This window comes from Arthrobacter sp. G.S.26 (assembly GCF_050847375.1).
Taxonomy (GTDB): domain Bacteria; phylum Actinomycetota; class Actinomycetes; order Actinomycetales; family Micrococcaceae; genus Arthrobacter.
In genome coordinates this window covers 2,079,772-2,093,629 of the sequence record NZ_CP193752.1, presented here as the reverse complement: position 1 = coordinate 2,093,629, position 13,858 = coordinate 2,079,772, and the positions used below count along the sequence as shown (strand labels likewise).

Sequence of the window (13,858 nt, the reverse complement as noted above, 5' to 3'; positions counted from 1 at the left end):
CCGCCCCCGGCCCTACTGTGGGGCTGATGCATAAAGCTCCAGCACGTAACAACGTCAGGTGGGCACGGGGAACCCAGCTTCTGAAACAGGCAGTCACCGGCTTGTCGGCCGCCTTCGCGGCCCAGCGCCTCCAGCTGGCGGCCAAAGCCGCCCTCGCGGCGGGGCTGGCGTTCCTGATAGCGCCCCTGATGCCTGGGGCCGCAGCGCAGTACCCCTACTACGCACCCCTCGGCGCCCTCGTGGCGATGTACCACAACGTGGCCGGCTCGGTGCGGCAGGGACTGCAGGCACTGATCGGCCTGTCGCTTGGCATCGGCCTCGCATTCATCCTGGTCAACGTCACAGACCCCTCCCCGCTGACAGTTGCCGTTTTTATGGGCATCGGGGTCCTGCTCGGCGGGCTGCCGCTGATCGGCTCAGGCAGCGACTGGATTCCGACGGCGGCCCTGCTGGTGTTGCTGGTGGGCGGAAGCAATCCGGACGACTTCTCGTTTGGCTACCTGGTGCAGATGGGCGCCGGCGTGGCGGTGGGCATTGGCGTCAATTTCCTGATCTTTCCACCGCTGCACCTGAACGCCGCCGCCTCGAGCCTGGCCGACCTGCGCCGCGCCCTGGGCCGGCAGCTCACGGACATGGGCTCGGCCCTGAAGGAGCAGTGGCCGCCCGAACACGAGGAGTGGTCCAGCCGTTCGGAGGAGCTTGCGGCGGCTGCGAGGTCCGTGCGGCACCTGGTCAAGGAAGCGGATGCCAGCCGCCGGGCCAATCCGCGGCGGAAGCTGCATCCCCGCGACGTGGAGGGCGACTACCGCGACCTGCGGAACCTGGAACGGGTCACCTTCCACATCCAGGACATGACGGACGTCCTCACCGACGTGATCTGGGACAGCGACGTGCCATACGACGTTCCGGTGCAGGACAGCGGTCCCTTGGCGGACGCGATGACCGCGACGGGCAGCTATCTCACCGCCTCAGCCGACGTAAAAGCCGACGGCAAGGCTGTGGGCTTCGACTCGGAAGGCTTCGATGCAGCGCGGACGGCGGTGGAAGCCTGCATGGCCTCCACCGCCGGCCGTGAGGCGGAACCGGAGATGGTTCCGGCCTCGGAATCAATCCTCCTCAGCCTGCACCGGATCCTCCGGGCCCTGCGGCCCCCCAACTAAAGCGCAGTCACCGACCCCGCGAAATGGCGGCGCCCGGACCTCGGGCTCCAGGCCACAAAGTCGGACCTGCCCGGTTCGGCACCCCCGCCGTGGGTGGACCTGATTTCCAACGCCACCCGGCAGGGCAGGAATACCGGTGCGTCGAAGCTGACGTCCCAGGTGAAGGCATCCCCGCGGGCCGGGCCCACATCCGCAAGTGCCCTTGAGGCCAGGTACATGCCGTGCGCGATGGACCGCCGCATGCCCAGGGCCTTGGCGGACAGCACGCTCAGGTGGATCGGGTTGAAGTCACCGGACACGGCCGCGTAGGCCCGGCCTGTGTCGACTCCCAGCTGCCAGGACGCCGTGGGATCCGGGGCGGTGAAGTCCGGGCGTGCCGGGGCAGTGGATGGCTTGTCGATGCCGGGCAGGAACACACCCTTGGCGAGGTACGTGGAGACGCCCCGCCAGCAGGGAAGCGCACGTCCGGCCTGCCGCACTTCAGTCACCACGTCCACCTGGGTTCCGGCCCGGTGTCCACGCAGGTTTTCCACCCGGGACGTCATATCCAGGGTGTCGGTGAAGACCAGGGGCCGCAGGTTCTCCACGGTGTTGCTGAGGTGGATCATCCCCAGCAACGGGAGCGGGAAGTCGTCCCGGTTCAGCACACTCATGGCCAGCGGAAAGGAGAGTGCGTGGATGAACCCGGCGGGAAGCACGTCACTGGCAGTCTCCCCCACCAGGTGCTGGTAGGCGGTGAGGTTGCCTACATCCACCGCCACACCGCGGACTTCATGGCTGTCCCCGGGAAGGGCGGGAAGGTCGTGCGCACCCAGGATCCTTCGGCGCGCAGCCTGGGCTGCGGCGTTGACATAAAGCTTGGACAACGACGGCATCTCGCCCAGGATCACCGGCTGGCCGGTGCTCATGCTCCCACCAGGTTCTGCCCGCAGACCCGGAGTACCTGGCCATTGATGCCGCCGGCGGCACCGCTGGCCAGGAAAGCGATCGCTTCGGCCACATCGATGGGCTGGCCGCCCTGCTGGAGCGAGTTGGCCCGGCGGCCCAGTTCACGCAGGGCCACCGGAATCCGGGCCGTCATGTCCGTTTCGATGAAGCCCGGTGCCACGGCGTTGATGGTGCCGCCGTAAGCTGCGATGAGCGGCGCGGTGGCACGCACCATGCCCATCACGCCGCCTTTGGATGCCGCGTAATTGGTTTGGCCCCTGTTGCCTGCGATGCCACTGGTCGAGGCCAGGGAGACGATCCGCGGTGCAGTACGGAAATGCTCCGATGCCAGCAGCGCCTCGTTGATCCGCAATTGCGCCGCGATGTTGATGTTGATGACGGAGTTCCACTTCGCCTCGTCCATGTTGGCGAGCAGTTTGTCCCTGGTGATGCCAGCGTTGTGGATGACGACGTCCAGGCTGCCATGGCGTTGCACGGCGTGGTCGATGATGAGCTGGCCGGCACCGGGCGTGGTGATGTCCAGCTGCAGGGCGGTGCCGCGGACCTCATTGGCGACGGCGGCCAGCCGGTCACCGGCGGCCGGGACGTCCACCAGGACCAGGGTGGCGCCGTCACGGTGGAGGGTCCTGGCGATCTCGGCGCCGATGCCGCGCGCGGCGCCGGTCACGACGGCGGTCCTGCCTGCCAGCGGCCGGTCAGGGGTGTCCTGGGGATCGCCGCCCGTGCCCGTCACGGTGATGAACTGGCCATCGACGAAGGCAGAGCGGCCGGACAGGAAAAACCGCACGGCAGCCAGCGCGCTGGGACTGGTGGGTGCCACGTCCGGGGCCAGGAGCACGCCGTTTCCGGTTGCCCCGCGGCGCAGTTCCTTCGCCAGCGAGCGGAGGAACCCGTCCACGCCCTGCCGGGCGGCAGCCGCGGCGGGATCGGCGGTGTCCGACGCCGGCCGTGACACGGTGATGACCCGCCCGCCGGGTCCGAGGTCACGGAGGGAAGCGGCCACCACCAGGACCGGGCCGGCAAGGTCCTCCGGCGTCACCACGTCGTCCAGGACCAGGATGATGGCGCCGAGCCGTTCGCGGGGCACCGCGTGCCGGCGGACGTCCAGGTCCCAGGTGAGGAGCTCGGAAGCGAGGCTGTCGGCGCCCGGGGTGCTGCCCTGCACCAGGACAGGCCCGGTGATCAGCGGCTGCCCCGGCTGGTACCGGCGCAGGAAAGCAGGCTGCGGCAGGCCAAGTTTTTTGGCCAGGTTCCTGCCGAGGCCCTGATTGACCAGTTGGGTGTACTTGTCGGTCATGGTGTCCCCTACAGAGATTCGAGAATGGCGACGACGCCCTGGCCGCCGGCAGCGCAGACGGACACCAGGCCCCGCGCGGGGCGGCCTTCGGTGCTGCCCTTCTGGTGCAGCATCTTGGCCAGTGAGGCCACAATGCGGCCACCGGTGGCCGCGAACGGGTGCCCTGCGGCCAGCGAGGAACCGTGGACGTTCAACCGGCTCCTGTCGATGCTGCCCAACGCGCCGGGCAGGCCCAGCCGGGTCCGGCAGAACTCCTCGTCCTCCCAGGCCGCCAGGGTGCTGAGCACGGTGGCGGCAAAGGCTTCGTGGATTTCGAAGAAGTCGATGTCGTCGAGGGTGAGCCCCTGCCGGGCCAAGAGGCGCGGAACGGCGAAAACAGGTGCCATCAGGAGGCCGTCCTTGCCATGCACAAAGTCAACGGCTGCGGCCTCGGCGTCCACCACTGCGGCGAGCTTGGGCAGGTCGTGGGCGTCAGCCCATTCGTCGGAGGCCAGCAGGACGGTGGCGGCACCATCCGTCAGGGGTGTCGAGTTCCCCGCCGTCATGGTGGCGTCCGCGCCAAGGCCCTTGCCGAACACGGGCTTCAGGGTGCCCAGCTTTTCCAGCGATGTATCTGCGCGCAGGTTGCCGTCGCGGGCCAGGCCGCGGTAGGGGGTGACGAGGTCGTCGAAGAAGCCTGCGTCGTAGGCAGCCGCCAGGTTGCGGTGGCTGTTGAACGCAAGCTCGTCCTGGGCCGCGCGGGAAATCTTCCACTGCGCCGTGGTGAGGGCCTGGTGTTCGCCCATGGACAGGCCGGTCCGTGGCTCGGCGGTGCCGGGCGCCAAGGGTGCCAGGTCCTTGGGCCGGAGCCGGCTGAGGATCTGGAGGCGCTGCGGGATGGTCCTGGCCCGGTTCAGGTCCAGGATGACGGCGCGCAGGCCTTCGCTGACCACCACAGGGGCGTCCGAGGCGGAATCCACTCCTGCGGCGATCGCAGACTCGATCTGGCCCAGCTTGATCTTGTTGGCCAGTCCCACCACGGTTTCAAGCCCTGTGGCGCAGGCCTGCTGCAGATCGTAGGCGGGGGTTTCGGCGGACAACGCGGATCCCAGCACAGCCTCGCGGGTCAGGTTGAAGTCGCGGGAGTGCTTGAGGACGGCACCTGCCGCCACCTCGCCCAGCCGCTCGTCCTGCAGGCCAAACCTGGCGATCAGTCCGTCCAGCGCTGCCGTGAGCATGTCCTGGTTGGAGGACTTTGCGTACGCTCCCCCGGACCTGGCGAACGGGATCCTGTTGCCGCCCACGATCACTGCGCGACGGACGGCTGCTGCACCTGCGGAGCCGGTTTTGGCGGGGCCTGCTGTGGGTTGTCCAACACTGGACATGGGGTCTCCTTTGGTCACGGGGCGGTTACCGATACCCAGCGTACCTGATACGCTGGGTATCGTGAACATCCAGGAACCCGGCGCCGGCGATACCGCGGCCGGCAGCCCCGACGGACGCTCCTCCCGCTGGCAGAACCACCGGGACGAACGGCGCCGTGAACTGATCAAGGCCGCACGCCGCGCCGTGCACACCCTGGGCAGTGATGCCTCCATGGAGGACATCGCGACGGCGGCCGGAACGTCGAAGTCCGTGTTCTACCGTTACTTCGGGGACAAGGCCGGGCTCCAGCAGGCGGTGGGCGAAGTGGTTCTCCGGCAGATGCAGCGCCGCATCCAGGAAGCAGCACAAGGCGCCCAGGTGCCGCGGGAGGGACTGCTGGCCATGGTGTCCGCCTACCTGCAAATGGCGGAGACCAGCCCCAACGTGTACTCGTTTGTGACCCGCTACGGCGTGGGCGAGCCGGACGCCACCCCCGGGTCTGCGGCAGCCCCGGGCGCGCTGGGCCATTTCTTCGATGCGATCGCCGACATGATCGCCGTGCCCATGCGTTCCCACCTGGGTGAAGGCAAGGAAGCGGTCATCGGCTACTGGCCGAAGGCTGCGATCGGGCTGGTCCGCAATGCCGGCGAACAGTGGCTTGGCACTCCTGACTCTCCCGCCAAACCGGGCCAGGAAGCCATGGCCCGCCAAATCACCACCTGGCTCTGCGTGGGCGTCGCCTCAGACCTGCCCGCCCCGCCAGCCATCCACAACTCCCTGTCACTACCAACGAAGGACTGACATGACTGACGTAGTTGACCGTTCCGCCACCTTAGGCGCCGGCACCCCCACGGCGCAGCCGGCCGTGGACACCGCAGCGCTCGGGGAACAGCTGCTGGGCAAATGGGCCGCGATCCGGCACCAGGCCCGCGACCTGGCCGGCCGGCCGGAACTGCACAAGACCGAAGGCCTGACGCACACCGAACACCGGACCCGCGTGACGGGCCAACTGCAGTTCCTGGTGGACAACGGCGCCGTGCACCGGGCCTTCCCGGCCCACCTGGGCGGGGCGGACAACCACGGGGGGAACATTGCCGGGTTCGAGGAACTTGTGGTGGCCGACCCGTCGCTGCAGATCAAGGCAGGCGTCCAATGGGGTCTGTTCGGTTCCGCCGTGATGCACCTGGGCACCGAAACCCACCACACAAACTGGCTGCCCGGCATCATGAACCTGGACATCCCCGGATGCTTCGCCATGACCGAAACGGGTCACGGCTCGGACGTGGCCAGCATCGCCACCACCGCAACGTATAACAACGCCGCCGGGGAATTTGTGCTCAACACCCCGTTCCGTGCCGCGTGGAAGGACTACATCGGCAACGCCGCCATCGACGGCCTGGCAGCGGTGGTGTTTGCACAGCTCATCACTAACGGCGTGAACCACGGCGTCCACGCCTTTTACGTGGAGCTCCGGGACCCGAAGACAGGTGCGTTCCGGCCAGGCGTCGGCGGCGAGGACGACGGCATCAAGGGCGGCCTCAACGGGATCGATAACGGCCGGCTGCACTTCACCAACGTCAGGGTCCCCCGCACCAACCTCCTCAACCGTTACGGCGACGTCGCAGCGGATGGAACCTACACGTCCCCCATCGCCAGCCCAGGCCGCCGCTTCTTCACCATGCTCGGAACCCTGGTCCAGGGCCGGGTGTCCCTGGACGGGGCAGCAGTCGCAGCCTCCAAGGTGGCCCTGACGGCCGCCATCCGCTACGCCACCGAACGCCGCCAGTTCAACGCCTCGTCGCACACGGACGAGGAAGTGCTGCTGGACTACCAGCGCCACCAGAAGCGGCTCTTTACCCGGCTCGCCGGAACCTATGCCGCCAGCTTCGCGCACGAACAGCTGCTGCAGAAGTTCGACGACGTCTTCTCCGGCGCCCACGACACCGATGAGGACCGGCAGGACCTGGAAACCCTCGCCGCCGCCTTGAAGCCCCTCAGCACCTGGCACGCCCTCGACACCCTGCAGGAATGCCGCGAGGCCTGCGGCGGCGCCGGGTTCCTCGCCGAAAACCGGTTCGCCTCGCTCCGGGCGGACCTGGATGTCTACGCCACCTTTGAAGGCGACAACACCGTGCTGCTGCAGCTGGTGGCCAAGCGCCTCCTGGCCGACTACGCCAAGGAATTCCGGAACGTCGACTTCGGCGTCCTGGCGCGGTACGTGGTGGGACAGGCCACCGGCGCCGCGATCCACCGCACCGGACTGCGGCAGGTGGCCCAGTTCATGGCCGACACCGGCTCCGTGCAGCGGGCCGCCATCGCCCTCCGGGACGAGGAAGGCCAACGCGCCCTGCTTACAGACCGGGTGCAGACAATGGTGGCAGGGATGGGCGCAGCCCTGAAGGGAAGCAACAAACTTCCGCAGGAGCAGGGCGCGGCTTTGTTCAACCAGCACCAGAATGAACTCATCGACGCCGCCCAGGCGCACGCCGAACTCCTGCAGTGGGAAGCCTTCACCGACGCACTGGCGGATGTCGAGGACCCGGGCACCAAAAAGGTGCTGACCTGGCTGCGTGACCTGTTCGGGCTGTCCCTGATCGAGAAGAACCTGTCCTGGTACCTCATGAACGGCAGGCTCTCCATGCAGCGCGGCCGCACCGTGGGTGACTACATCAACAGGCTGCTGGTGAAAATCCGGCCGCACGCCCTGGACCTCGTGGCTGCCTTCGGATACGGCGACGAGCACATCAGGGCTGCCATCGCCACGGGCGCAGAGAAGGAACGCCAGGACGAAGCCCGGGCCTACTTCCGGGCCAGCCGCGCCAGCGGCCGGTCCCCGATGGACGAAAAGGTCCTGATCGCCCGCGCCGCCGGGCAGCGCAGGGCAGACGCCCGGCACCCGGCCTGACCGGACGCCCGCAACAGCAACGGCCGCAAACAACGACGGCGCCGCTCCCACCCAAGGGGAACGGCGCCGTCGTCGTCAGGACGTTACTGGCCTTGGGCCGGGAGGACTGAGCGGTAGACCTCCAGGGTGGTTTCCGTGATGGATTCCCACGAGAAGTGCTGTTCCGCACGCAACCGGCCGGCTTTGCCCATGGCCCGGGCACGCTCCGGATCGGACACCACCTCGGTGAGCGCTGCAGCGAACTCGGTGACGAACTTCTCCGGGTCCAGCGGGGTGCCGGTTCCGTCCGTGACCTGCTCAAGGTCAACCAGCAGGCCCGTCTCACCATGCTGGACCACCTCGGGAATGCCGCCGGTAGCGCTGGCCACCACGGCAGCTCCGCAGGCCATGGCCTCAAGGTTGACGATGCCCAACGGCTCGTAGATGGAGGGGCAGGCGAAGGCGGTGGCATGGCTGAGGACCTGGATCAGCTCATGCCGGGGAAGCATCCGCTCGATCAGTACCACGCCGGTGCGCTGCTCCTGCAGCTCTTCGATCAGGCGGGCGGTTTCAGCGGCCAGCTCTGGAGTGTCCGCGGCGCCAAGGCAAAGAACCAGCTGGACTTCCGCCGGCAGCTTCGCCGCTGCCCGCAGGAGGTACGGAACCCCCTTCTGGCGGGTGTTGCGGCCCACGAAGACCACGCTGGGCCTGGCGGGGTCGATGCCCAGGGCGCGGACGGCGTCGTCGTTTTCGTCCCGGGTCCACAGTTCAACGTCGATGCCGTTGTGTACCACCCGCACCTTGGCGGGGTCCACCTCCGGGTAGCTGCGCAGGATGTCCTGCCGCATGCCCTCCGAGACGGCGATGATGGCGGCCGCGGCTTCGTAGGCGGTTTTCTCCACCCAGGAAGACAGGGCGTAGCCGCCGCCGAGCTGCTCGGCCTTCCACGGCCGCAGGGGCTCGAGGCTGTGCGCGCTGAGGACGTGCGGGATGCCGTGCAGCAGACCCGCCAGGTGCCCTGCCATGTTGGCGTACCAGGTGTGCGAGTGCACCAGGTCCGCCCCGGCGATATCGGGTACTATCCGCAGGTCCACCCCGAGCGTCTGCACAGCGGCGTTGGCACTGCCCAGGTCTTCAGGGACCGCATAGGACGTCACCGCCGCCCCATGGTAGTCGGCGTCGCGCGGTGCCCCGAAGGCACGAACCTGCAGGTCAACGTGCTTACTAAGCACCCTGCTCAGTTCTGCCACGTGGACTCCGGCGCCTCCGTAGATCTCCGGCGGAAACTCTTTAGTCACAATGTCTATTCGCACAACACCCAAGGTAGTCGTTCACGCTTAACTGTTCTAGTGTGAAGGAGTCCGGGCCAACCGGACTGTCTTGGGAGTTACGAAGGCGTACAGGAGCGACCACCATGCCGTTGAACAAAAAAGTCCTGGCCATTGTCCTCGCAGGCGGCGAGGGCAACAGGCTGATGCCGCTGACGGCGGACCGCGCCAAACCGGCCGTCCCCTTCGCGGGAAGCTACCGCCTGATCGACTTCGCCCTTTCCAACCTGGTGAATTCGCGCTACCTGCAGATTGTGGTCCTCACGCAGTACAAATCGCACAGCCTTGACCGACATATCTCGGAGACCTGGCGGATGTCCACGCAGCTGGGCAACTATGTTGCCTCCGTCCCCGCGCAGCAGCGCGTGGGCAAGAGCTGGTTCCTGGGCAGCGCCAACGCCATTTACCAGTCCCTGAACCTGATCCACGACTCCAACCCCGACATCGTTGTTGTGGTGGGCGCGGACCACGTGTACCGGATGGACTTCTCCCAGATGGTGGCCCAGCACGTCAACAGCGGGGCCAAGGCCACGGTCGCGGCCGTCCGCCAGCCCCTGCACATGGCGGACCAGTTCGGGGTCATCGAAGTGGACCCCAACGACCCGCAGAAGATCTCCGCCTTTGTGGAGAAGCCGGCCAGCACCCCCGGCCTCGCCGCTGATCCGTCCCAGTTCCTGGCCTCCATGGGCAACTACGTTTTCGACGCCGACGCGCTGGTCGCGGCCCTCCACGTGGACGCCGAACGGCTGGACACCAAGCACGACATGGGCGGGGACATCATTCCCTACTTCGTGAACCAGGGCGAAGCCGGCGTGTACGACTTCACCCTCAACGACATCCCGGGTTCCACGGAACGGGACCGCACCTACTGGCGCGACGTCGGCACCATCGACTCGTTCTACGACGCCCACATGGACCTCATCTCCCCGCTGCCGGTGTTTAACCTGTACAACTCCGAATGGCCCATTTACACCCGGCAGAGCATCTCCCCGCCGGCCAAGTTTGTCCGCGGCCGGGACGACACCGTGGGCACCGCACTCGACTCCATCGTCTCCAGCGGCGCGGTCATCTCCGGCGGCGTGGTGGAAGGCTCCGTCCTCTCCAACGACGTCAAGGTGGGAACCAGTGCCCGGGTCATCGATTCCGTCCTGATGGACAAGGTCACGATCGGCGAAGGCGCCGTGATCAACCGTGCCATCCTCGACAAAAACGTGAAGGTACCCGCGGGGGCAGCCATCGGCCTGGACGCCGACCTGGACCGTGCCCGCGGCTACAAGGTCACCGATTCCGGGATCACCGTCCTGGCCAAAGGCCAGTTGGTCCCGGAGCCCGGCGACGACGAGCGCCGGCTTGCCGCGGAGCACCTGGACAGGATCCCGAAGTCCGTGATGGCCGCCGCTGACAGATACCCGGATGTCCGCGGCGCCGTGGGCCGGGTGGGCGAAAACCATGCTGCCGCGGCGGCAAACGCCGCCCAGCGGTAGCGTTTTTCCCTGCCTTGCACCGGGTCCGGCAGCGCGGCACCAGCCGTGCGGCCGGCCCGGGGGCCAGGCTGTAAAATTGATCGAATGAGCTCCCCCGATCTGTCGCCCGAGGAAATCCAGGCCTGCCTGAAGGTCCTGAACACCATCCACGCCTACGACGAGGAGCACCCGGACTACATCTCGGTGCGCCGGGCCACGGGGAAAATGTTCAAGGCCGTGAAGCGGCACCGCCGTGTTTCCAAGCGGGACCTGATCTCCGAGGCCGACCGGGCCGTCATCGCATTGACCGCCACTGCCGCGCCGGACCGCATCGACGACGAAACCCGGGGCAACAAGCTGGCGCCCTCGGCCACCGGAGACGTGGCCGGCCACCTCATCAGGTCCAGGCCCTGCTACATCTGCAAAAACCACTACACCCAGGTGGACGCCTTCTACCACCAGCTGTGCCCCGAGTGCGCGGCGTTCAGTCACGGCAAGCGGGACGCGCGGACCGACCTCACCGGCAGGCGCGCCCTCCTCACCGGCGGCCGCGCCAAGATCGGCATGTACATCGCCCTGCGGCTGCTCCGCGACGGCGCCCACACCACCATCACCACCCGGTTCCCCAAGGACGCCGCCCGCCGGTTCGCTGCCATGGAGGACAGCGGCGAATGGCTGCACCGGCTGCGGATCGTGGGCATCGACCTCCGCGACCCGTCACAGGTGATGGCCCTGACCGATTCCCTCAACGAGGCCGGTCCGCTGGACATCATCATCAACAACGCGGCCCAGACCGTCCGCCGTTCAGGCAATGCCTACAAGCCCCTGGTGGACGCCGAGGACGAGCCGTTGCCTGCTGCCCTGGAGCCCGCCAACGGTGGCCCGGAACTGCTGACCTTCGGGCACGCCCACGACAAGCACCCGCTGGCCCTTGCCGGCAGCGTGATGGAGCACCCTGTCCTGGCAGGGGACGCCATCACGTCGCTGGCGCTGTCCACGGGGTCCGCGTCGCTGGAACGCATCGCGGCAGGAACAGCCATCGACGCCGGCGGCCTGGTCCCGGACCTGGCCGGGATCAACAGCTGGACCCAGGTGGTGGACGAGGTGGATCCGCTGGAAATGCTCGAAGTCCAACTCTGCAACGTCACAGCACCGTTCCTGCTGGTCAGCAGGTTGCGGGACGCCATGCGCCGGTCCACTGCACACCGCAAATACATCGTGAACGTCTCCGCCATGGAAGGCCAGTTCTCCCGCGCCTACAAGGGTCCGGGGCACCCGCACACCAACATGGCCAAGGCGGCCCTGAACATGATGACCCGCACCAGCGCCCAGGAGCTGCTGGACTCGGACGGCATCCTGATGACCGCCGTGGACACCGGCTGGATCACGGACGAGCGGCCGCACTACACCAAGGTCCGGCTGATGGAGGAAGGCTTCCACGCTCCCCTGGACCTGGTGGACGGCGCAGCGCGGGTCTACGACCCCATCGTGATGGGCGAGGACGGCGAAGACCAGTACGGTGTTTTCCTGAAGGACTACAAGCCCAGCCCCTGGTAAGCGAACGGTCCGGCGCCCCACACGGGGGGCGCCGGACCGGTATCCCTAAGCTACCTGCGTGATCTCGACCGTGACGCTCAGCGCCGAGCCGCCGCCACCGGACAGGATGCCCTTCAGTGGCGGGACGTCGCGGTAGTCCCGGCCCCTGGCCACGGTGACGTGGAAGTCCCCGGCGGGCTTATGGTTGGTGGGGTCCCAGCTCCGCCAGGCCCCGTCCCACCATTCCAGCCAGGCGTGCGACTGCCCGGCCACTGTCTCGCCGATTCCGGCGCTGGAGCGCGGGTGCAGGTATCCGGAGACGTACCGGGCCGGGATCCCGCAGCTGCGCAGGGCACCGATGGCCAGGTGCGCCAGGTCCTGGCAGACCCCCTGGCGCTGACCCCAGGCTTCCTCCGCGTTGGTGGTCACCGCCGTCGAGCCTGACATGTACGTCATCTCGCCGCGCATCCACGCAAAAATGGCCAGCGCCGCCTCGTGCGGGTTCTTCCCCGCCACCACTGCCGGCACAATGCCCAGCACCTCGGAACCGGGCCCACTGAGCCTGGACTGCGGGAGCCAGTCGCTGTGGACGTCAAGGGTTTCCGGAGCGGACAGGACATCCCAACCCACAATGTCCGACTCGGACGGGATCTTCTCAGCGCGGTGGACCTCCACTGTGATGTTGGAGACCACCTCAAGGTGCTCGTGCGGCATCTGCATGTCGAACGCGGTGACCCGGGTGCCCCAGTAGTCGCGGTACGTGCTGACCGCGGCCTGGGTGGGCGAAACCTTGACGGTGGATTCCAGGACCACCTGCTGGGCGTCGGTGAGCGGCGTCATCCGGGCCTCGTTGTAGGACAGGGTGACGCGTTTGTTGTATTTGTAGGCCGTCCTGTGGACGATGCTGAGCCGGGTCATGAAACTTCTCCCACCCAGGCCAGTTCGTCCGCCTGATTGAAGTACTTACGGGAAATGGCGTCGGACGCCTGCGAAACGGCCTTCTGCACGCGCTCCATGTGTTCTGGCAGTTCGGACATCAGGTCATCGGTGCGGTGGAACTCGAGGAACGTGCGCGCCTGGCCCACAATGCGGCGGGCGTCGTTGATGAAGCCCACCCGCTGCGCTGACGGGTCCAGCTTCGCCAGGCATTCGTCGGCGTCCCGCAGGGCGTACACGATGGACCGTGGGAACAGCCGGTCCAGCAGCAGGAACTCGGCGGCGTGCTGGTCCCCGAACGCAGCCCGCCGGGTCCGCAGGAAGGACTCGTACGCTCCTGCACACCGGAGCATGTTCACCCAGGACATGCCCGCGGACAGGACGTCGCGGGTGGACAGCATGCGGGCGGTCATGTCGGCGCGTTCCAGGGAGCGGCCCAGGACCAGGAACAGCCAGCTCTCGTCGTGGCTGACAGTGGTGTCAGCGAGCCCGCTGACCATTGCCGTGCGCTCCAGGGTCCAGTTGCAGAACCTGTAGGTGCCCACCACGTCCTTGCGGTGCTGGCTCAGCCCGTAATAGGTGGTGTTCAGGCTTTCCCACAGCCCGGAAGACACTGTTTCCCGGGCACGCCGGGCGTTCTCACGGGCGGCCCCGAGGGACCCTGCGATGGACGTGGCGCTGGTTTTGTCGTACGCCAGCGCGTGCAGGAGTTCAGGCAGGCCGAAGTCCTCACTCTGTGGCCGGGCGCCCATCACGGCCAGAAGCTCCTGGGCCACGCTGCGGCGCTCCTCCATGGGCAGGTGGTTCAACCGCTCCAGGTGCACGTCGAGGATGCGGGCGGTACCGTCGGCCCGCTCAACATAACGGCCGATCCAGAAAAGTGACTCGGCAATACGGCTAAGCATTCGTTGCAACCTCCTGCAGGCCCTGCATGGAAAAAGACGGGAAACTTCCGAAGAGCC

General features: G+C 67.4%; 11 protein-coding genes. 5 read left to right on the top strand and 6 right to left on the bottom strand.

Features of this window, described 5'->3' with window-relative positions; genetic code table 11:
• Positions 1–26 precede the first annotated feature (26 nt).
• On the top strand, positions 27–1,160 hold the full coding sequence (locus ACRB8A_RS09445) for an FUSC family protein (protein WP_231686115.1): 1,134 nt from the start codon (positions 27–29) through the stop codon (positions 1,158–1,160).
• Here ACRB8A_RS09445 and ACRB8A_RS09440 read toward each other — a convergent pair.
• The 3 genes from ACRB8A_RS09440 to ACRB8A_RS09430 are packed head-to-tail and all read right to left on the bottom strand — an operon-like array spanning position 1,157 to position 4,769.
• Positions 1,157–2,068 carry a MaoC family dehydratase gene (locus ACRB8A_RS09440; protein ID WP_056600364.1) on the bottom strand — a complete coding sequence of 304 codons (912 nt, stop codon included), beginning with the start codon at positions 2,066–2,068 and terminating at the stop codon, positions 1,157–1,159. The two genes, ACRB8A_RS09445 and ACRB8A_RS09440, sit on opposite strands and share 4 nt — an antisense overlap.
• The gene (locus ACRB8A_RS09435) at positions 2,065–3,405 is read right to left on the bottom strand and encodes a 3-oxoacyl-ACP reductase (RefSeq protein ID WP_056600367.1); all 1,341 of its coding nucleotides are present in this window, start codon (positions 3,403–3,405) and stop codon (positions 2,065–2,067) included. Before ACRB8A_RS09435 ends, ACRB8A_RS09440 begins: the two co-directional genes overlap by 4 nt.
• An 8-nt stretch (positions 3,406–3,413) precedes the next feature.
• Complete coding sequence (locus tag ACRB8A_RS09430; RefSeq protein ID WP_050687355.1) at positions 3,414–4,769, bottom strand: acetyl-CoA C-acetyltransferase; 1,356 nt, start codon at positions 4,767–4,769, stop codon at positions 3,414–3,416.
• A gap of 61 nt (positions 4,770–4,830) precedes the next feature.
• Between ACRB8A_RS09430 and ACRB8A_RS09425 the strand changes: the two genes are divergently transcribed.
• Complete coding sequence (locus ACRB8A_RS09425) at positions 4,831–5,550, top strand: TetR/AcrR family transcriptional regulator (protein ID WP_231686116.1); 720 nt, start codon at positions 4,831–4,833, stop codon at positions 5,548–5,550.
• A 1-nt stretch (position 5,551) separates the two neighbouring features.
• On the top strand, positions 5,552–7,654 hold the full coding sequence (locus ACRB8A_RS09420) for an acyl-CoA dehydrogenase (RefSeq protein WP_056600370.1): 2,103 nt from the start codon (positions 5,552–5,554) through the stop codon (positions 7,652–7,654).
• Between the two features lie 83 nt (positions 7,655–7,737).
• On the opposite strand, the gene glgA is transcribed toward ACRB8A_RS09420, so the two are convergent.
• The gene (gene glgA, locus ACRB8A_RS09415; RefSeq protein WP_050687359.1) at positions 7,738–8,946 is read right to left on the bottom strand and encodes a glycogen synthase; all 1,209 of its coding nucleotides are present in this window, start codon (positions 8,944–8,946) and stop codon (positions 7,738–7,740) included.
• Between the two features lie 101 nt (positions 8,947–9,047).
• Between glgA and glgC the strand changes: the two genes are divergently transcribed.
• A complete protein-coding gene (gene glgC, locus ACRB8A_RS09410) occupies positions 9,048–10,445 on the top strand; it encodes a glucose-1-phosphate adenylyltransferase (protein ID WP_050687360.1) in 1,398 nt (465 codons plus the stop codon).
• Positions 10,446–10,529: 84 nt separating this feature from the next.
• The gene (locus ACRB8A_RS09405) at positions 10,530–11,981 is read left to right on the top strand and encodes an SDR family NAD(P)-dependent oxidoreductase (protein WP_050687363.1); all 1,452 of its coding nucleotides are present in this window, start codon (positions 10,530–10,532) and stop codon (positions 11,979–11,981) included.
• 45 nt (positions 11,982–12,026) lie between these two features.
• Here ACRB8A_RS09405 and ACRB8A_RS09400 read toward each other — a convergent pair whose 3' ends face one another.
• Together ACRB8A_RS09400 and ACRB8A_RS09395 are read right to left on the bottom strand one after the other, a co-directional pair.
• Positions 12,027–12,878, bottom strand: coding sequence for a transglutaminase family protein (locus tag ACRB8A_RS09400; RefSeq protein ID WP_050687365.1), 852 nt, complete (start codon positions 12,876–12,878; stop codon positions 12,027–12,029).
• On the bottom strand, positions 12,875–13,801 hold the full coding sequence (locus tag ACRB8A_RS09395) for an alpha-E domain-containing protein (protein WP_018761308.1): 927 nt from the start codon (positions 13,799–13,801) through the stop codon (positions 12,875–12,877). Before ACRB8A_RS09395 ends, ACRB8A_RS09400 begins: the two co-directional genes overlap by 4 nt.
• Positions 13,802–13,858: the final 57 nt, after the last annotated feature.

Bases quoted from the DNA above. Each gene is read 5' to 3' on its own strand.
- ACRB8A_RS09445 (WP_231686115.1), top strand. From the start codon at position 27: ATGCATAAAGCTCCAGCACGTAACAACGTCAGGTGGGCACGGGGAACC.
- ACRB8A_RS09440 (WP_056600364.1), bottom strand. From the start codon at position 2,068: ATGAGCACCGGCCAGCCGGTGATCCTGGGCGAGATGCCGTCGTTGTCC.
- ACRB8A_RS09435 (WP_056600367.1), bottom strand. From the start codon at position 3,405: ATGACCGACAAGTACACCCAACTGGTCAATCAGGGCCTCGGCAGGAAC.
- ACRB8A_RS09430 (WP_050687355.1), bottom strand. From the start codon at position 4,769: ATGTCCAGTGTTGGACAACCCACAGCAGGCCCCGCCAAAACCGGCTCC.
- ACRB8A_RS09420 (WP_056600370.1), top strand. From the start codon at position 5,552: ATGACTGACGTAGTTGACCGTTCCGCCACCTTAGGCGCCGGCACCCCC.
- glgC (WP_050687360.1), top strand. From the start codon at position 9,048: ATGCCGTTGAACAAAAAAGTCCTGGCCATTGTCCTCGCAGGCGGCGAG.
- ACRB8A_RS09405 (WP_050687363.1), top strand. From the start codon at position 10,530: ATGAGCTCCCCCGATCTGTCGCCCGAGGAAATCCAGGCCTGCCTGAAG.
- ACRB8A_RS09400 (WP_050687365.1), bottom strand. From the start codon at position 12,878: ATGACCCGGCTCAGCATCGTCCACAGGACGGCCTACAAATACAACAAA.
- ACRB8A_RS09395 (WP_018761308.1), bottom strand. From the start codon at position 13,801: ATGCTTAGCCGTATTGCCGAGTCACTTTTCTGGATCGGCCGTTATGTT.